Source organism: Paenibacillus sp. WG02, assembly GCF_055396115.1.
The window spans coordinates 6524926-6543949 of record NZ_AP036016.1 but is presented as its reverse complement, the minus strand read 5'-3'; the positions used below and the strand labels follow the sequence as shown (position 1 = coordinate 6543949).

The following is a 19024-nucleotide window of genomic DNA, read 5'->3' as shown; positions in this document are numbered from 1 at the left end:
TTCACAATAAACCAAGCTAGCTCAGCCTTTTGTAAAGTAAAAATCCAGCATAATGGATAGGGTTTGCGATGGATTTTATGCGTGCTTTTTCGTTACGCGTTCGCGCAAAAATCGATCTTCCCGGTTTCGAATTCACTTCAAGAATCCACACGCGACCACACGTATCGATGCCAAAATCAATGCCAAGCTCAGCGAGCCGCCCGTGATGAGCTTCCAGAAAAGGGGGAATCCGGCTTGAAAGCATGGCGAGTGTGGTTAATAGCTCATTTGCCTTCGAGTCACCAAACTCTTTGGTAAGGAACGAGGACACATCTTCCGCAGTACCCCCGCCATGTAGATTGGAGGTGATGCTTCCGGGTTTGCCAATACGCACGGCCATGCCGGTACTTTCCCATAAACCACGGCCGTTTTTTTGCACGAGGGAGCGTACATCGTAAGCCATTCCCTCTGTTGAATGGAGAGGTAGGTATTCTTGTATTAGATAGGGTCGCATACCAATCAGGCTGCGAAGCCAAAACCAGCACGAATGAAAATCTTCAAATTCACGCTCTAAAGGGAGATTGTGGGCATCGCGCCCTTTTATATGATAAGAACGGTTATCGTCTTTTGTGCTTATCTTGTGAATGTGCAATGCCCCCCTGCCTTGACTGCCTCCCTGTGGTTTGAGAAAGACATCGCTTTTTGTACGAAGCCAATTCCTCAACTCAGTGCCGCTTGTCAGCAAGTTCGTTTCAGGTAAATAAAGTTGCAAAGTGGGATCTTTTTGTAGGATTTGATCCACTTCCCACTTCCCGCTCAAGCCATAGCCGAGAAAGCGAATATGAGGTGTCTCACGCAGCTTGCGCACATGATTACGGTATTGTCGATAGTCCTCTTTGTTGGTAAAAAAACATCGATCATAGATGATCGAGGGAAGAGGAAAGAGCTTCATCACCCATTCTTGTTTTTCACTTAAATAGGCGTACCCCCGCACCAGCTTCTTGCTTCCAATCGATTCGATTCGGTGAGAAAACGAACACGTCAAGACCCTTGGCGGCACCATGATAGGTGAGATGCTCATAGAAGTCAGAACTTCCAAAGGGCAGCTCTCGATTCAATTCCGTAACCATAATCCCTAACAAGGGACGATGTGATCTTTGCTGCATGCTTTCACCTCAGAACTTCGCTAAATAACGTGAATATTGCACAATTTGTTTCACAGATGGCCTAATTTTTCGTTCATTGTTAAGTGGGGTATTGTCGTCCTTAGATGGTTTGGAGTTCACCTCGATCAACCAAACCTTCCCCATTTTATCTACAGCAAGATCGATTCCTAGCTCTCCAAAATGATTAGGTATATTGGTTTCAATCCCTTTAGCAATATCCAGAGAAGCCTTGCGCAAACGTCCTATGACAGAGACACGAATAGCTGACGAAAAGGGTGTTTTTGCCAACGCTTCAGCCACGGTTGTTAGACTTCCACCTCGTGCCAGGTTAGAGACAAAATGCTGCGTTCCTGCAATACGGGCAACAATCGAGGTTATAGCCCATTCACCTTCAGCCCCTTTCTGTACAAGTGCTCGGAAATCAACAGGATTACCGTCGGCAGTGATGAGATCAAGTCCTTGTTGTAATTGAAAACGTTGCGTCTTAAGCTTGCCGGATAAAGCCTGGAACACAGCAGTTAATGAGGCGAAAGATTGTTTGCGGACGCCGGCGAGATTCGTATAATGACAGGTGTAGGCTTCCCCCGCCTCTTTACGAATGCGAATAATCCCCTTACCTAGACTTCCGGTAATCGGTTTGAGGAATAGGACACTATGGCGGGCAGCCATGGATTTCAGCATCTGATAGTTTTTGAAGAGGTAGGATTCGGGTAAATATCCATGGAGGCTGTTATTTTTGCTCAAAGCTTCGAATACTTCCGTTTTGTCCAAATATTTCTCATTGAAGATTTCAGTGGCAAAGTGTGCTTTGGCATCATTCATGAATTGTTGAACATTCGACTTGTTCTCGAATTTGCGCGAGGTGAGCCGGTTATAGATAACATTGGGAATCGGATACGTTTTTTTGCTCCAGGAACCATTGGAATACGAATATGCAGATATGGATTGGGCATTGGCATGCATTTCTTCAGGCGGAAAAAAGCACACAATAGCCCCAAAAAGGTCACACGCGTCCGTCATTTCTTTACAAAAAGCGGTGATAGCACCGAATGGACGATCATTTGAGCCTGCATAAACACGGCTAATCATTACGCCAATCAAAGGTCCAATCGACAAGGTTCTTGTATTTTGTCTATAATGGAGATTGAGTTGAGCGCCATGATGCAGTCCGATTTTGGAAGCGAGAGCAGGGTTTACACGTAAACTGTTCGACGTTGAGGCAGTGACAACCTTGACATCCTGCTTGACAGAGCCAAATCGCATAGTAATCGTTTGATTCGACGGAACTTTCCATTTTTTTGCAATGGCTTCACTTAGAACAACGGTCCGATCATCCAAATAGATGCTGGTGCCTTGAATGGATATTCCAACTTTCGTCCGGGTCAATAGCGAACACTCCTTCCAGCATCAAAAATGGCATTGTTTGCTTAAGCAAAGTAAACTACTCCATCATATGAGGACATATTTCCCTTGGTGCCTAGGCATCTGTCCGAAAGTGCCCATTTATTCGTTGAGTAAGTAGGTAGGCCGTACTAATAGAAAATGAGGAGGAAATAAAATGAATGTCCATGATAAGGCTTACGAATTGGCAAAAGCAATTAAGGAAAGCAGCGAATACAAGGATATGAAGGAGTTCCGCTCCATCATTGATGGCGATGCATCCAGTAAAATCATGTTGGAAGATTTCCGCAATCGCCAAAATGAGCTGCAGCAGAAAATGGCTGGAGGCGTGATGCCGCCGCAAGAGGATATGGAACAATTGCAGAAACAATATGAGGAGCTCGCCCGCAATCCACGTATTAACCAGTTATTCGACGCGGAGCGCCGTTTGTCGATCGTGCTGGAAGATGTGCAGCGGATTATTGCCGAGCCGTTACAAGCAATGCTGAAATAAAAGAGTGTATCCCTCGTAGAAGTCTAGCCGTCTAGAAGTCTACTCCTGGGATACACTCTTTTTTTAGTAAACAATCGAGGAAGAGAGATATCTTTTTGCTAGGCACACTGTTGCGAAATAGCTCGAAACTGTCTATAGTAAAAAGGGTATTTATTAGGAAAAGAGGACTTGAAACCGTTATGGCAAAAGCAAAAATCACGGAGCTCGATATCGTTAGAGCCTTCGCCATCCTTGCCGTCGTTCTGATTCATGTTACCGCGGACTGGACAGTGGATCCGGCTTTGAAGGGGAGCAGCACAGAGCTAGTTATTTTATTTTTGAACAAAATCAGTTATTTCGCCGTTCCGGTGTTTATTTTTTTGAGCGGCATCGTATTGTTCTACATTTATACGGATAATTGGAGCGCGAAACAGGCTGGCATTTTCTACTGGAAACGTGTCCGCCAAGTGTTAGTTCCTTATATCGTCTGGTCCTTCTTCTACTATATATATAATCCTTGGCTTTGGACGCCGGGGCACCCCATTAAGATTGATCTACGTGTTTTTCTGGAACAGTTAAAATGGGCAGATTCCGGTTATCACTTGTATTTCATGATCATAATCGTACAGTTCTACTTGCTATTTCCGCTGTTAGTATTGGCTGTTAGAAGTGCGCCATGGTTTCGCCGAACGCTGGCACTTTGGGGGCTAGCCATTCAAGCGGGCGTTTACATTTACACCCACTGGTTCGGTACGATTGATCATAAACCAGAGCTTTGCATAACGTACTTCGGGTATTTCCTCGTTGGCGGTGCAATTGGCATGAACTACGGGGCCTTTCGTTCTTGGATGGATCGGAACAAGGGCTGGGTGCTGCCAGCTGCACTCCTCAGTGGTTTGGCCTATGTGATGCTTTACCTATTGGGACTAAAAGGTTATAAGTTTGAAAATACGTGGTACGAAATTTTATGGCTGCTCTACAGCATTGGCATTGGTGTAAGCTTTATCTGGTTCGCGAAATGGCTTCTCCAGAAATCTACCAGATTGGCAAGCTTCTTCATCTCGCTAGGCTCGGTGTCATTTGGCGTCTACTTGATGCATCCAGCGTTGTTATCCTTATGGAAATATAAAGTAAATATGCCCGGCTCGATTTTGCTTTTTAACTTGTATAATGGGATCGTTTTTGTGCTGATTGTTGCGATACCGTGGGTACTTACGCTGTTGTATAGAAAAGTACGGAAATTGTTGTCGATATGAGGAAAAAGACCCAGTTGGTTGGGTCTTTTTTTATGTGCGCCACGCATGGCGATTAACTAGGTGGTGAAAGTCCACTGTGGGGGTTTGTAGTTACCAACCACTAGCCAAGAGCAAGGGTGTCCATCGTAAGGTGGAATCTGAAGGAAGCTGGAGGCAAAATTCCGACCCAAGGAACACGAACATTATCAGGCATAAGGTATGGGATGAGTTTGCATAACAAAACGAAGTCCAATAACTACACGGACATACCAATGTAAATGATGTGGGTACATGGAAGGAAAGTGAATCGTCTTACCGTGGGAGATCTCATGGACGTGAGAAGATCATTTCGAATCACGGTTGAAATAAGATTTATCATGAGAAGTCAGCAGAGGCCATAGTACCTGATGTAGTCGACGACATGAGGGAAGGGCTGAACCTTAGGAGGTGTTAGTCAATGAAAGTTACCAATACAGGAATAAAGGGCAGCCAACTTCGAGCAGAAGGATCCAAGCAGAAAGATAATGCGGAACATGAAGGATATGCGGGAGTGCACAATCCTGAGAGGATAACTGAAACAGGCAACACCAACGCAAACGAGTCGAAGAAGGGACTGCTTGAGGAAATCGTTAGCAGAGACAACATGAACCAAGCGTTCAAAAAGGTCAAAGCGAATAAAGGCTCTCATGGTATCGACGGGATGAAAGTAGATGAACTTCTGCAATATCTCAAAGAGAACGGAGAGAACATCAGGCAGTCCATTCTGGACGGAAACTATCGTCCGAATGCCGTTCGAAGGGTAGAAATACCGAAAGAGAACGGAAAGAAAAGAAATCTAGGAATCCCGACCGTCGTGGACCGAGTTATCCAGCAGGCAATTGCCCAAATACTTACACCCATCTACGAGAAGCAGTTCTCAGAGAACAGTTTCGGATTCCGCCCCAAGCGGAGCACACACGATGCCATCAGGAGAAGCCAAAATAACATAGAGGAAGGATACAAATATGTAGTCGACATGGACCTAGAGAAATACTTTGACACGGTTAACCAAAATAAGCTCATCGAAGTGCTATCGAGAACCATCAAAGACGGGCGAGTCATTTCGCTCATACATAAGTATCTGAGAGCTGGCGTCATCGTGAAACATCACTTTGAGGAATCCGAAGTTGGCGTACCGCAGGGCGGAAACTTAAGTCCAATACTGAGCAACATCATGCTAAACGAACTGGATAAGGAGTTGGAAAGCCGCGATCATAAGTTTGTGCGATACGCGGACGACCTTCTCATCTTTTGCAAAAGTAGAAGGAGCGCCGAGCGGACACTAGAGAACATTCTTCCTTTCATCGAGAAGAAGTTATTTCTCAAAGTGAATCGGGAGAAAACGGTAGTGGACGAGGCGACGAGAGTCAAATTTCTTGGATTCTCATTCTATCCGCGAAAAGGAGAAACAAGGGTCAGAATTCACACGAAATCCATTGCAAAGATGAAAGCTAAAATAAAGGAGCTTACATCCAGAAGTAATGGAGTAGGAAATGAAGATCGTGTAGAGAAACTTAGACGCTACATAATGGGATGGGTTAACTATTTCAAAATAGCCGACATGAAGAAACTGCTCCAAACTACGGACGAATGGATGAGAAGGCGAATCCGCATGATCTACTGGAAACAATGGAAACGAGTGCAGACAAAGTTCGCAATGTTGCAATCACTCGGAATCCAGAAACAGAAAGCATGGGAGTACGCCAACACAAGAAAGAGCTATTGGAGAACCTCCAATAGCCCAATCCTCAACAAATCCCTCGGAAATAACACGATCAAAGGACTCGGATTCTTATTCTTTTCAGATTATAATCGACAAGTCACTGCGTAAACTTAGGAACCGCCGTATACCGAACGGTACGTACGGTGGTGTGGGAGGTCGGCTATTCAATTAATGGATAGCCTCCTACCCGATTTAGCTTCGCTGTTGAGTTTTCGCGTTGTTTGAAAATTCCACGCGAGTATCGGATAATTGCAGAGACGGAATGTTGGACAGTCGGGTCCAATGAAGTCGAGTTCGAGGGCGAGGTTGCTCAAATCATGACAGTTTGTCGACCACATCGGTGGAGACTTTCTAAATATAAGCTATATATAGAAGAAAGGTTGTTGAAGGATGAACGAAATCATTTCTTTATTACAAAAGCATCGCTCAATTCGTAAGTTTACGAATGAGCCAGTAAGCTCAGAACAGCGTGATGCTATTCTGGCAGCGGCTCAAGCTGCATCTTCATCCAGCAATATGCAAGCGTACAGCGTTATCCACATTACGGATAACGGGTTGAAGAACCAGCTTGCCGCGCTGGCCGGCAATCAAGCTTATGTCAGCGAGTGTCCGCTGTTCCTTGTGTGGTGCGCGGATTTGCACCGATACGCGCAGGCTGTCCACCGTCACGGGGACACTCCGGTTACTGGCAACGCTGAGAATTTCATCGTTGCCACGGTAGATGCTGCATTAGCTGCGCAAAATGCAGCCATTGCCGCCGAGTCACTCGGACTCGGCGTAGTGTATATTGGCGGGCTGCGCAATAAGCCCGCCGAGGTTTCCCAGCTGCTGGGCTTGCCGCAGCTGGTGTACCCGGTCTTCGGCATGTGCATCGGCATGCCGGATCAAGAGCCGCTGCTGCGCCCGCGGCTCCCGCGAGAAGCCGTATACCATGAAAATCGGTATACGGATAACGAAGGAGCGGTCGACGTGTACGACGAGAGCATCCGCGACTATATGAAGGTCCGATCGGGTGGCAAGGTCGATACGACCTGGTCCAAGGATATGGCTGCCAAAGCGCAGCGGCCGCGAGAGCACATGAAACCATTCCTAAGCACTCAGGGCTTCGAGATTGAATAAGCGAGACCGTCGATTCATTCGCTTGCTCTACATTGATTTGTCTTAAATCGAGATCAATCGTCTTAAATGCAGAATTAGGTTGCTGGATGAATGAATTCATATTCGCTGTAGATTGATGTTGTAATAAGTGCAACAATTGATGCCTAAATCTCGCCTTGCTCCCTTCATTGTTGCATAATGTACAACAATTAGGCCCAATATAGACCATTTCGCAACAAAAGTGCTCAAAATGTTGTACGAAATGCAACTTCAAGTTGCAAAATAGCCTTTTGGCGTGTGAATTGCTGTAAAAAATACAACATTGGTAACAAAGCAACGATAACCCTTCTGCCCTCACCAAAGCTGAATGACGCTAAAATCGTATATTGGAGTTATGAATACCAGTTGTGAATCAATCGACAGTCTCTAAGCCTTAATCTTTCGCTTTGAACATATAAAAAGAACTTGTCTCATACAATGAAATTAGGATGAGATAGGTTCTTATTTATCTAAAGCGAAAGGAGTGATCAGTTTGAAAGGCTTTAAAAATGTTGTCTACATGAGCTTAGCGTTAGGCATGCTATTTTACTCCGTTCCACAATTGGAATTTCGGAATGCAGGGTCGCTGCCGATGGTGTTCAGTATCATCTGGGTCGTGATGGCCCTGCTTGTGACAGCCGCTCATTTGCATCAAATACTTGGGGTAGATGAAGAGAAACGCAAAGAAATGAACCGCATCAATCGGATGAAAAAATGGCAATTGGAGCAGCTTGTTCAAGGTCGCCGGAAACTTCTGCAGTTTCGCAAGTAGCCAAGAAGAGATTTCCATTTTGACAACGAACGTATGTTTGCTATAATACAAATAAAGCATCCAATCCATAAGGGTTGGATTTTTTATTTAGGAAAAGCTGATCTCATTGTTCTTGCGCTTTGGAACGATTATACTAGTAGTACAGAGTAATACAGGAACAAGCGAGTGAGGTGTAACAGTTGGATACACAATCCGTGGATACGTTAACGAAGCATGAACAGATTTTGCGCTATATTGAAAGCTTGAAGCTTGGCAGCCGGATCTCTGTTCGCAAAATTGCCAAGAACATGGAAGTCAGCGAAGGAACGGCTTATCGAGCTATTAAAGAGGCTGAGAATCAAGGTCTGGTCTCGACCAAAGAGCGAATCGGAACCGTAAGAGTCGAGAAGAAACTGCGGCAGAACATTGATAAGCTCACATTTGCTGAAGTCGTGAATATGGTCGATGGGCAAGTACTCGGTGGCTCTCGTGGACTCCACAAGACGCTGCACAAATTCGTGATCGGCGCGATGGAACAGGATGCCATGATGCGTTACATTGAGGCAGGCAGCCTGCTTATCGTTGGTAACCGCAACCGTGCACATATCTGTGCATTGGAACAAGGTGCAGGCGTACTGATTACGGGGGGATTTAACACCAGTACAGAGGTGAAAGTCCTTGCAGATGAACTGGAGCTACCGATTATTTCAAGCAGCTACGATACATTTACAGTTGCCTCCATGATTAATAGAGCCATATACGATCGTTTGATCAAGAAGAAGATTATGCTTGTCGAAGACATCCTGGCATCAGGTGCTTCCCTATATGCCCTAAAGGCAAATAGTACACTGAAGGACTGGCAGCGCATGTCAGAGGATACAGGGTACAGCCGTTTTCCAGTTGTAGATGAGTGGAACCGAATTATCGGTGTTGTGACCTCTAAGGATATGGTGGGGGCTAATTCTCTACAAACGGTAGATAAGCTTATGACGCGCAATCCGCTTACTGTAACACCCCAAACATCGGTTGCATCAGCAGCCCATATGATGGTGTGGGAAGGCATTGAACTGCTGCCCGTCGTGGATACAAGCCGCAAAATCCTAGGCGTGCTTAATCGCAGTGATGTGCTGAAAGCCATGCAGTATATTCAGAAGCAGCCGCAGAATGGTGAAACATTTGAGGATTTAATCTGGTCCGGACTGGAAGAAGTCAGGGATGAGAAGGGGACGCTGCAGTTTCATGGCGTTATTACACCACAGATGACGAATCATTTGGGGACGGTATCGGAAGGTGTTCTTACAACACTCATGACCCAAGCGGCTTATCGCATCGTCCAGGAACATAAGAAAGGGGATCTCGTCATGGACAACATGTCGACCTATTTCTTAAAACCGCTGCAAATTGACTCCAAAATAGAAATACGACCCACCATCATTGAGGTGAGCCGTAAATTTGGCAAAATTGATGTAGAAATTTATCATGCTGGGACTTTGGTGTCCAAAGCGATGCTAACCGCTCAAGTCATTTAACGCAGCATGCGATCGAAGTGCCCGTGATTGCGAATGCCGGCGAATAAGTTGAACAGGCCTAGCAAGACCAGCACGGTGCCGAAGATTCGGCGAAAGCTGGATTCACTAAAGAAGAAGATTTGGGTGATGGCAATCAGAACGAGCATCAAACCCATGCAAATATTCATGCGAGCCGAGTAGAGACCGCGTTTGGCAGTTTCCTTTTCACGGCGCGCCCGAAAGCTGAAATACACGGATAAGGCAAGGAGCAGGCAAATAAGTGAGAATAATGTGATTTGAATCGCGAACATGTGGAATCCGTCCTTTTAAGCAAGTTTACTGTTAACTTTAGCGATTTTAGGAGGAGATTGCAATCACATCTCGCTTAAATCTTGCCAATTCTTCATGTTCGTTTCTCTTGGGCTGTAATCCAAACCGTCAATTCAGTCTGAATTAACACGATCGATTTCACTTCAACGATATATTTTTTATCATGCAAAATGTAGGTCTTTTGGGTGATCAATTTCTCATAGAGAGGTTGAGCATCCTTTACGTATGTAGCTTTTTGACCGATGACGAGCTTGAGTTCGCTCTTAATGTCGCTCTCAATTTCTTTTTGAATATCTTCGCTAATGAGTTCTTCCTGATTTTTCGGAACCAAATGTACGTTGACGACATTAATTAAGGATTGCTTATTTTTTGTCTTGTTTAAGTTGTCGATATCGGCACGCAAATCCCGATTTTCTTGCAAATATTTATGCATCTCCACATATAGCTGCGTGTAGTTATACTGATGAATGCTCATATAGACCGCGCTCCCAATGATGGCTCCCGAAAGCATCAGTCCTAAGCTCGAAAGCAGACGTTGATATCGGGCAAAAGGAGGGATCCTCAAGGCTGACTGCCTCCTTTGCAGATCATTTGAATGAGTGAAGTGCCCATTTGAGCGCCAATAAAGGCCACAATAATCAGAACGATTTGCTTAATAGCGGGATTCAAATGCCCTATAGCTACATGGCTTTCAATATAGCGTATCGGATCAATCGTGCCGCCAACTGCAGCTACCATGGCCCAGATTTTAATGTTTTCTGCAATGGTCATCATTTTTTCCGTAGGTGATTGAAGCGTGAGCACGGCTGCTATTCCACTTAACATGCTGCCTCCAAATACGACCCCGAATGCAATACAGAAATATACGATAATATTTGCCCAAAAGACATACATGTCCTTATCGCTTCCTTTCCAGCTTAGTTAATGAGGACAAACTCTCTATACTTAATGTATGGGAATGCCTAGCACCAATATGATAAAATATAAGGAATAAAATGAAAGAAGGGAGGACATGCTGATGAGTTCGTTTGTACACTTGCATGTTCATAGTGAATACAGTTTATTAGACGGTGCGGCACGTATGGAGGAGCTTGTTTCCCGAGCGGCTGATCTTGGCATGACCTCTCTGGCATTGACGGATCACGGTGTCATGTACGGGGCAATTGCCTTCTACAAAGCCTGCAAACAGCGAGGCATTAAACCAATTATTGGTTGTGAAGTTTATTTCACAGCAGGATCAATTCGTGATAAGGGGACTAGACAGGAACAGCCGATCTATCACCTCATCCTGCTTGCCAAAAATTTTCAAGGCTATCAAAATTTAATGAAGCTCTGTTCAATCGGACATTTACAGGGCTTTCACTATAAACCGCGTATCGATTTGGAACATTTAGCCAAGCACTCAGAAGGGCTTATTTGTCTAAGCTCTTGCTTAGGCAGCGAGGTTTCCCAGCATTTGCTGCACAATCGTCAGGATGAAGCCCGAAAAGCAGCTGAGCGCTATCGTGACATTTTCGGCGATGACTTCTTTCTGGAAATTCAAGATCATGGGATGATTGAGCAGAAAAAAGTAATGGTCTCGATGATCGAGCTGAGCAAAGAAACCGGCATCCCGCTTATTGCCACGAATGATGTGCACTATGTGACAGAGCCGGATCATGTGATGCAGGACATTCTCATCTGTATTGGTACGGGCAAAACGGTGGAGGACACCGATCGGCTTAAGATGGGGACGAGTCAGATGTATTTGAAAAGCGAGGAGGAGATGAGGCGTTTATTCGTCCATGTCCCCGAAGCGCTTACGAATACAAGTGTTGTAGCTTCACGCTGTGAACTCGAACTTACGTTCGGCAAATCGATTTTGCCAAGCTTTCGTCCGATTCCAGAGCACTTCACAGCTGGAGAATATTTGCGTGAGCTCTGTGCGCAGGGGCTGGAGCAGCGTTATTCTGCTAAATCGGAGTGGCATACAGCGGATTCACCGCTGCGGCGACAAGCAGAAGAACGTCTAGCTTACGAGCTCAGCGTCATTGAGAAAATGGGTTTTTCCGATTACTTCTTAATCGTATGGGATTTTATTCGGTTTGCGCACGAAAAGAGTATCATGACAGGGCCGGGCAGGGGATCTTCTGCCGGAAGTCTAGTGGCTTATGTACTGCGCATTACGAATGTGGATCCGCTTAAATATAAGCTGCTGTTTGAACGTTTTCTTAACCCAGAGCGGATTACGATGCCGGATATTGATATCGATTTTAGCGATGAACGCCGGGATGAAGTGATTGACTACGTGGTTGCCAAATATGGGCACGAGCATGTCGCGCAAATTATTACCTTCGGAACGATGGCGGCCAAAGCAGCGGTTAGGGACGTCGGACGCGTATTAAATGTCCCCTATGGGGATGTTGACCGTGCGGCTAAGGCGATTCCGAATCAACTAGGTATGACCTTATCGGAAGCACTGCAGGTTAGCTCAGATTTAAAAGGACTGGTCGCCAGACAGCCGAAGACAGCAGAACTGCTTGAAATGGCGATGCGTGTTGAAGGAATGCCGCGCCATGCTTCAACGCATGCTGCAGGGGTTGTCATTTCCAGAGAACCGCTAACGCAGTATGTCCCTCTCCAGGAAGGCACCGCTCAGACAGCTCTTACTCAGTATACAATGGAGCATTTGGAGGCCATCGGATTGTTGAAGATGGATTTTCTCGGCTTGCGGACGCTGTCTATTATAGAACGAACGGTTGATTGGATTGCGCAGATGGAAAATGTGCGCCTCAACTTTGATAAACTGGACATGGATGAGGATGCCGTGACCTACGGTATGCTTAGCAAGGGAGAAACGACAGGCGTCTTCCAGTTGGAATCCACTGGTTGTCGCAAAGTGCTGAAGGATTTGAAGCCTTCTGAATTTGAAGATATTATTTCTGTTGTGGCCTTATACCGTCCAGGTCCAATGGAGTTTATACCCAAATATATTAATGGAAAGCACGGACAGATGGAGGTCGTCTATCCGCACCCAACGCTAGAACCTATCCTAAAGGATACGTACGGCATTATCGTGTATCAAGAGCAAATTATGCAAATTGCTTCATCAATGGCGGGTTTCAGCTTAGGCGAAGCAGATTTGTTAAGACGAGCGGTATCCAAGAAGAAGCGGGAAGTGCTGGATGAAGAACGGGCTCATTTCGTTTCGGGCAGCTTGCGTCAAGGTTTTAACGCCGATGAGGCTAATCATGTGTATGATATGATCGTACGTTTTGCTGATTATGGTTTCCCGCGGGCGCATGCAACGGCTTATGGGGTGCTGGCCTTCCAAACGGCTTATTTAAAAGCGCACTATCCGATTTATTTTATGGCTTCTATGTTAACGGCTGTTATGGGGAATCATCGGAAGGTAGCCGAATATGTGGATGAATGCCGGCGGGTAAAGTTGGCCGTGCTGCCGCCTGATGTCAATGGCAGCGGAACGGTATTTACACCGGACCCTGCGGCCGGGGCGATCCGCTTCGGACTTGCTGCGATTAAGAATGTAGGCACTCAAGCAATCGATGCTATTCTTAATGAACGGAAAAAGTCACAGTTCGAGAGCTTGCTTGATTTCTGCAGACGTGTTGATTTACGCGTATGTAATAAGCGAGTAATTGAATCGCTCATTCAAGGTGGAGCCTTTGATACGCTAGGCGGGCATCGCGCTCAGCTGATGGCTATTCTCGATGAAACCATCGCCTCTGCAACCAAATGGCGCAAGGAACGGGATGATCTGCAGCTTCACCTCTTCGGCTTCGTGGAAGAACCGAACTGGGAGGTGGAGGTTCCGAACATTCCTCCGATGCCGCAAAGTAAACAATTGGAGCTCGAGAAGGAGCTTCTCGGCATGTATATCTCTGGACATCCGCTTGATGCCTATGCGGAACAGCTGGGTGAGATGGAAGCGGTTATGCTTCATCAACTAGGCGAGCTGCCAGATAACAGCGAGGTTCTTGTAGCTGGGATGATCCTCTCGAATAAGACGATCGTCACGAAGAAAGGGCAGCCAATGGCGTTCATGGAGCTGGAGGATCGCATCGATAAGGTCGAGGTGGTATTGTTCCCCGAGACCTGGAAGAATGCGGCTCCGCTCGTGCAGAAGGGCAGACTCGTCCTCGTCCGGGCGAAGCTGCAGCTTCAGGACGAGGACCCGCCCAAGCTGCTCGCGGAGCAGCTTGTCGCGCTGGACGACCCTGCGGGCGTCCAGCGGCTTCGCCGGCAGCCAGGGGCGCATAGGCGATCTGCTGACGCAGTCAGCGATCGGCCTGCGCGCGCGGCTGCCATCTCAGGCGGCGCACGCAGCGCCGCCGCTGTCACCCAGGCGGCCCCTGCGGCGGGCCGCCAGGAGTCCCGCGCTGCGGCGCAGCCGGCGCGCACTACCGCTGCGGAGCCGAAGGCGCAGCGGGTGTTCGTCAAGATCTCGGCTGACTGCGAGCAGCCGGACAAACTGCTGCAGCTTAAGGCGCTGCTGAAGCTGCATAAGGGCCAGCTCGCGGTTGCGCTATTCTACGAAAGCAGCAACAAGCTCTTGGCCCTGAGCGACCAATATTTGGTCGATCCTTCGAAGGATTTGTTCCGTGTGATTGAGACCATCATGGGTAAAGATTCGGTCAGAGTGAAATAAAGATGGCATCCTCCGCATATGAATAGGAACCCGGCATTTCAGGGGCTTAATACATGCGTAGGAGGAGACTTATGACCGAACAACATATGATCCAGTTGCTTCAAAAACGTGGTGTAACGGTAGAGCAGATCTCTGAAATTGTGTTCAAGCTGCAAAAGCCCTATAATGATCAACTTTCGCAAGAAGAATGTATCGAGAGTGTGCTGGCTGTTCTCGCCAAGCGGGAAGTGCAGTACACGCTATATACGGGTATTGCTCTTGATGAATTGGCAGAGAAAAAGCTGTTGCCCGAGCCTTTGCAATCGATTCTTGAAGCGGATGAGCCTCTGTTCGGCGTTGATGAAACTCTGGCCCTAGGTATTGTTCATGTCTATGGGATGATTGGCTTAACTAGCTTTGGCTATTTAGATAAGGAAAAAATGGGTATTATCCGAACATTAAATGATGATAAAAGTTCTGTGCATGTTTTTCTGGATGATTTGATCTGTGGTTTAGCGGCTGCCGCTTCTGCCAGAATCGCTCATCAGAATGAGCATGCGCCTGATTATAGCAGTAAATTGCGTCTGGACTAGCTCAAATAGTTCAGACTTCACTTTTTTTCATGAACGTGCTCTGTTGCGGGAAAAAGAGAAATTATGATATCATTATTCCATTGTGTGCGCCTATGCTTATGTAGGATGTTAATTATCATCGTTGCTAACTTGCCCTAATCCATGTAGTTGCACGTCATAGGAGGTTTTTTTTTCATGTGGACGGTGATATACATAGCTCCTACCGCGAAGATTGCAGAGCGGATTAAACAGAGGCTGACGGAAGAAGGATTTCTCGTACAAGTTCGGGGTATCTCCTTATCCAAAAATCAGTTCGAAATCGTCGTACCCGAAGGCGAAGTAGAGGAAGTACAGGAAGTGCTCAATTCTATTTTACATAGATAATGAAAAGTAGAAGCAAGTAACGTGGCTTGTCAGAAGTTCAAGATAATAGCCAATTAGAGGTGGAAATGTGCTAAAGGATTTATTTCAAAAGCGTAAGTATGCAACGATTCCTTCTGAGAAAACAAAACGGGATATTCCCGAAGGTTTAATGAATAAATGCCCGAAATGCGGTACGATTCAAACAAGCAAAGAGCTTGAAAAAAATCTAAAAGTCTGTACAGCTTGTGGCTATCATTATCGTTTAAGCGCGTTGGAGCGTCTCCAAATAACGCTTGATGAAGGTCATATTTTGGAATACGACGCAGATATGATCTCTGAGGATCCTTTGGAGTTCCCTGACTACGTAGAGAAATTGGATAAAGCGAAGAGCACAACGAAATTACAGGATGCAATTATGACCGGGGAAGGTACGATTGGCGGCTATCCGGTTATTGTTGCTGCTATGAGTTTTGACTTCATGGGTGGATCACTAGGTTCCGTTGTTGGGGAGAAAATAACCAGAGCGGTCGAAGCTGCAACTCAAAAGAAAGTTCCAATTATCATATACTCCACATCAGGTGGAGCTCGTATGCAAGAAAGCATTCTAAGCTTGATGCAAATGGCGAAGACAAGCGCAGCTTTGTCCAAGTTCAGCGCGGAAGGCGGATTGTTTATTTCTATTATTACAGATCCGACTTTCGGCGGTGTATCTGCAAGTTTTGCGATGCTGGGCGATATTATTATTGCTGAACCAGCAGCACCTTTTGGATTTACAGGCCGTCGTGTTATTGAACAAACGATTAAACAGAAGCTGCCTGACAATTTCCAGACATCTGAATTCAATCTCGAGCATGGTCAGCTCGACAAGGTCGTGAGCCGCAAAGATATGAGGCCTACGTTAATCAAGCTGCTGGACATGCACGGAGTGAAGGGGGAGGCGACTTATGGCGAGTGAAATGCCGTTTGAACAGCCACTGGCGGAACTAAAGAAGAAAATTGCGGAACTGCGTGCTTTTGGCGCAGAGAAGAAAATTGACTTTTCTGAAGAAATCCGCCGTTTGGAAGAAAGATATGTTGAACTCGAAAATGAGCTTTATGCGAATATGTCTTCTGCTGAGAAAATGCAGTTGGCTCGCCATCCGCAAAGGCCGACAACGATTGATTATATTGGCACCATTTTCACAGATTTCATAGAATTTCATGGCGATCGCCTATACGGGGATGATCTTGCGATTGTAGGTGGATTAGCCAAGTTGAACGGCATTCCAGTTACGGTTGTCGGTCATCAAAAAGGGAAAGACACGAAGGACAATATTGCTCGTAACTTCGGTTGTCCGCATCCGGAAGGTTTCCGTAAAGCGCTTCGTTTGATGCGTCAAGCGAACAAGTTTAATCGTCCTATTGTGACGTTTATTGATACCAAGGGGGCATTCCCTGGGAATGCTGCAGAAGAGCGCGGCCAAGGAGAAGCGATTGCCAGAAATTTACTGGAAATGGCCTCTTTTCGTGTGCCGATCATCTGTATTGTTATTGGAGAAGGCGGCAGCGGCGGCGCACTCGCGTTAGGTGTAGGTAACAAGGTATTAATGTTGGAGAATGCTATCTATTCGGTTATTAGTCCCGAAGGCGCGGCTTCCATCTTATATAAAGATGCTTCCAAAGCTTTACACGCGGCAGAAGCTATGAAAATTACAGCGGATCATATCCTGGATCTTAAGGTGATCGACGGTATTATTCCAGAGCCTAAAGGTGGCGCACACCGGGATTTAGCCGCACAAGCAGAATTGATCAAGACAGCTATCTGGGAACAGCTTCAGCATTTGCTAAGTATGAACGAACAGGAGCTGCTCGAGGACCGTTACCGCAAATTTAGAGAGATCGGCCGGTTCACATTCACTCAGGAGGGAAACCATGCGTAAAACGAAAATTGTCTGTACCATCGGACCTGCAAGCGAATCACAAGAGAATTTGAAAAAGCTTCTAGAAGCGGGAATGAATGTTGCCCGTCTTAACTTCTCCCACGGAGATTTTGAGGAGCACGGCGCACGTATCCGCAACCTTCGCGCAGCATCCGCTGAGACAGGCAAAGTAGCTGCTATTTTGCTTGATACCAAAGGACCGGAAATTCGTACGGGAAAATTGAAAGAAGAGCCGATTGAGCTTGTTCAGGACAAGCACATCATTTTGACAACAGAAGAAATCTTGGGCGATGCAGATCGCATCTCAGTTACCTATTCGAATCTGCCGCGTGACGTTGCTGTTGGATCTACCATTCTAATCGATGATGGTTTAATTGGTCTTTCGGTTGTTGATATTCGTGGAACAGAAATCGAGTGCCGCATTGTCAATGGCGGAACGATTAAAAGCAAAAAAGGCGTAAACGTGCCAGGTGTGAAAATCAGCCTTCCAGGGATCACGGAGAAGGATGCGAATGACATCGTCTTCGGTATCGAGCAAGGCGTAGATTTCATCGCGGCTTCTTTCGTACGTAAAGCAAGTGACGTTATGGAAATTCGTGAATTGTTGGAAAGACACAATGCTTCGCACATTCAAATCATTAGTAAAATCGAAAACCAAGAGGGCGTTGACAACTTAGACGAAATCCTTGAAGTATCCGATGGTCTGATGGTTGCTCGTGGGGATCTTGGCGTTGAAATTCCAGCTGAAGATGTTCCAGTTGTCCAAAAATCGATGATCAAAAAATGTAACATCGTAGGTAAGCCGGTTATTACGGCAACGATGATGCTCGACTCCATGCAGCGTAACCCGCGTCCAACGCGTGCAGAAGCAAGTGACGTAGCCAATGCGGTGTTCGACGGAACGGATGCTGTGATGTTGTCTGGTGAAACGGCTGCTGGTAAGTATCCAATTGAGTCCGTGCAAACGATGGCTCGTATTGCTGAGCGTGCGGAAGCAGCTTTGGAATATAAAGAAATTTTCCTTCGTCAAGCGCAAGCGCAACAAGTTACTGTAACCGAAGCGATTTCTCAAGCAGTAGCTAACTCAGCTTTGGAGTTGGGTGCGAAGGCGATTTTAACAGCTACGGAAAGTGGATATACAGCAAGAATGGTATCCAAATACCGTCCGAAATCACCAATCATCGCCGTTACGCCTAGCGAGCAAGTCATTCGCCGCTTATCCCTCGTATGGGGTGTTATTCCGGTGATGGGCGTGCAAGCAAAAACGACGGACGAGCTGTTCAACCTCGCGGTAGAGAGCAGCATCAAAACAGGTATCGTATCTCTAGGTGATATCGTTGTCATTACGGCTGGTGTACCTGTTGGACGCTCCGGAACAACGAACTTGATCAAGGTTCATCACGTAGGTGAGATGATTGCCAAAGGAACGGGTATCGGCATGCAAACGGCAACGGGTATCGTTGTAACGGCTCGCACACCAGAAGAAGCGAATGCGAAAATGGTAGACGGTGCTGTACTTGTAACGGTATCGACAGACAAAGAATATATGCCAGCTGTACAAAGAGCTTCAGCGTTGATTACCGAAGTAGGCGGAATTACTTCCCATGCGGCAGTAGTCGCTTTAAGCCTTGGAATTCCGGTCATTGTTGGCGTTGAGAACGCAGTAGAATTAATCAAAGACGGCACAGAAGTTTCGATCTATCCAGAAGTTGGCGTTATCTACTCTGGTCAAGCGAGCGTTCTGTAGGTATAGCAAAGAGTGAAGCGAGATTAGTCTCAGCTTCACTCTTTTTTATTTTCTA

Annotated in this window: 18 protein-coding genes; 12 read left to right on the top strand and 6 right to left on the bottom strand. The window is 46.3% G+C overall.

Annotation, left to right across the window (positions count from 1 at the left end; translation table 11 throughout):
- Window positions 1-16 precede the first annotated feature (16 nt).
- Genes ACBP55_RS29690 through ACBP55_RS29680 form a run of 3 tightly spaced genes read right to left on the bottom strand, consistent with a single transcriptional unit; the run spans window position 17 to window position 2531 of the window.
- Window positions 17-973 carry a YheC/YheD family endospore coat-associated protein gene (locus ACBP55_RS29690; RefSeq protein ID WP_464646786.1) on the bottom strand — a complete coding sequence of 319 codons (957 nt, stop codon included), beginning with the start codon at window positions 971-973 and terminating at the stop codon, window positions 17-19.
- The gene (locus ACBP55_RS29685; RefSeq protein WP_464646784.1) at window positions 948-1145 is read right to left on the bottom strand and encodes a hypothetical protein; all 198 of its coding nucleotides are present in this window, start codon (window positions 1143-1145) and stop codon (window positions 948-950) included. Before ACBP55_RS29685 ends, ACBP55_RS29690 begins: the two co-directional genes overlap by 26 nt.
- 9 nt (window positions 1146-1154) lie before the next feature.
- Window positions 1155-2531, bottom strand: a complete 1377-nt coding sequence (locus ACBP55_RS29680) for a YheC/YheD family endospore coat-associated protein (protein ID WP_464646783.1) — start codon at window positions 2529-2531, stop codon at window positions 1155-1157.
- 172 nt (window positions 2532-2703) lie between these two features.
- Between ACBP55_RS29680 and ACBP55_RS29675 the strand changes: the two genes are divergently transcribed.
- The 6 genes from ACBP55_RS29675 to ACBP55_RS29650 all read left to right on the top strand — a co-directional run bounded on the left by ACBP55_RS29675 (window position 2704) and on the right by ACBP55_RS29650 (window position 9432).
- On the top strand, window positions 2704-3039 hold the full coding sequence (locus ACBP55_RS29675; RefSeq protein ID WP_464646781.1) for a YlbF family regulator: 336 nt from the start codon (window positions 2704-2706) through the stop codon (window positions 3037-3039).
- Between the two features lie 179 nt (window positions 3040-3218).
- Window positions 3219-4274: an acyltransferase gene (locus ACBP55_RS29670; protein ID WP_464646779.1), complete on the top strand. Its 1056-nt coding sequence runs from the start codon at window positions 3219-3221 to the stop codon at window positions 4272-4274.
- 436 nt (window positions 4275-4710) lie between these two features.
- The gene (gene ltrA, locus ACBP55_RS29665; RefSeq protein ID WP_464646777.1) at window positions 4711-6123 is read left to right on the top strand and encodes a group II intron reverse transcriptase/maturase; all 1413 of its coding nucleotides are present in this window, start codon (window positions 4711-4713) and stop codon (window positions 6121-6123) included.
- 282 nt (window positions 6124-6405) lie between these two features.
- On the top strand, window positions 6406-7134 hold the full coding sequence (gene nfsA / locus ACBP55_RS29660; protein ID WP_464646775.1) for an oxygen-insensitive NADPH nitroreductase: 729 nt from the start codon (window positions 6406-6408) through the stop codon (window positions 7132-7134).
- A 511-nt stretch (window positions 7135-7645) separates the two neighbouring features.
- Window positions 7646-7924 carry a hypothetical protein gene (locus ACBP55_RS29655; protein WP_464646774.1) on the top strand — a complete coding sequence of 93 codons (279 nt, stop codon included), beginning with the start codon at window positions 7646-7648 and terminating at the stop codon, window positions 7922-7924.
- A 179-nt stretch (window positions 7925-8103) separates the two neighbouring features.
- Window positions 8104-9432 (top strand): DRTGG domain-containing protein, encoded by a 1329-nt coding sequence (locus tag ACBP55_RS29650; RefSeq protein ID WP_464646772.1) that lies wholly within the window; start codon window positions 8104-8106, stop codon window positions 9430-9432.
- Here the strand turns inward: ACBP55_RS29650 and ACBP55_RS29645 are convergent.
- From ACBP55_RS29645 to ACBP55_RS29635, 3 genes are all read right to left on the bottom strand, one after another.
- Complete coding sequence (locus ACBP55_RS29645) at window positions 9429-9722, bottom strand: YtpI family protein (RefSeq protein ID WP_029197085.1); 294 nt, start codon at window positions 9720-9722, stop codon at window positions 9429-9431. The genes ACBP55_RS29650 and ACBP55_RS29645 overlap by 4 nt on opposite strands.
- 92 nt (window positions 9723-9814) lie before the next feature.
- Window positions 9815-10306 (bottom strand): hypothetical protein, encoded by a 492-nt coding sequence (locus tag ACBP55_RS29640; protein WP_029197084.1) that lies wholly within the window; start codon window positions 10304-10306, stop codon window positions 9815-9817.
- Window positions 10303-10635 (bottom strand): YtrH family sporulation protein, encoded by a 333-nt coding sequence (locus tag ACBP55_RS29635; protein WP_464646770.1) that lies wholly within the window; start codon window positions 10633-10635, stop codon window positions 10303-10305. The genes ACBP55_RS29640 and ACBP55_RS29635 overlap by 4 nt, the downstream gene beginning before the upstream one ends.
- Window positions 10636-10759: 124 nt before the next feature.
- On the opposite strand from ACBP55_RS29635, the gene ACBP55_RS29630 reads away from it, so the two are divergent.
- The 6 genes from ACBP55_RS29630 (at window position 10760) to pyk (ending at window position 18969) form a co-directional block, all read left to right on the top strand.
- Entirely contained in the window at window positions 10760-14389 is a 3630-nt protein-coding gene (locus ACBP55_RS29630) for a DNA polymerase III subunit alpha (RefSeq protein ID WP_464646768.1), read from the top strand.
- A gap of 71 nt (window positions 14390-14460) precedes the next feature.
- Window positions 14461-14961: a phosphatidylglycerophosphatase A family protein gene (locus ACBP55_RS29625; RefSeq protein WP_173187199.1), complete on the top strand. Its 501-nt coding sequence runs from the start codon at window positions 14461-14463 to the stop codon at window positions 14959-14961.
- A gap of 174 nt (window positions 14962-15135) precedes the next feature.
- Window positions 15136-15324 carry a hypothetical protein gene (locus ACBP55_RS29620; RefSeq protein ID WP_029197080.1) on the top strand — a complete coding sequence of 63 codons (189 nt, stop codon included), beginning with the start codon at window positions 15136-15138 and terminating at the stop codon, window positions 15322-15324.
- A gap of 67 nt (window positions 15325-15391) precedes the next feature.
- Window positions 15392-16258, top strand: a complete 867-nt coding sequence (gene accD / locus ACBP55_RS29615; RefSeq protein ID WP_464646765.1) for an acetyl-CoA carboxylase, carboxyltransferase subunit beta — start codon at window positions 15392-15394, stop codon at window positions 16256-16258.
- Window positions 16248-17222: an acetyl-CoA carboxylase carboxyltransferase subunit alpha gene (locus ACBP55_RS29610; RefSeq protein WP_173187195.1), complete on the top strand. Its 975-nt coding sequence runs from the start codon at window positions 16248-16250 to the stop codon at window positions 17220-17222. Before accD ends, ACBP55_RS29610 begins: the two co-directional genes overlap by 11 nt.
- Window positions 17215-18969, top strand: a complete 1755-nt coding sequence (pyk, locus tag ACBP55_RS29605) for a pyruvate kinase (RefSeq protein ID WP_464646763.1) — start codon at window positions 17215-17217, stop codon at window positions 18967-18969. The genes ACBP55_RS29610 and pyk overlap by 8 nt, the downstream gene beginning before the upstream one ends.
- Window positions 18970-19024 lie beyond the last annotated feature (55 nt).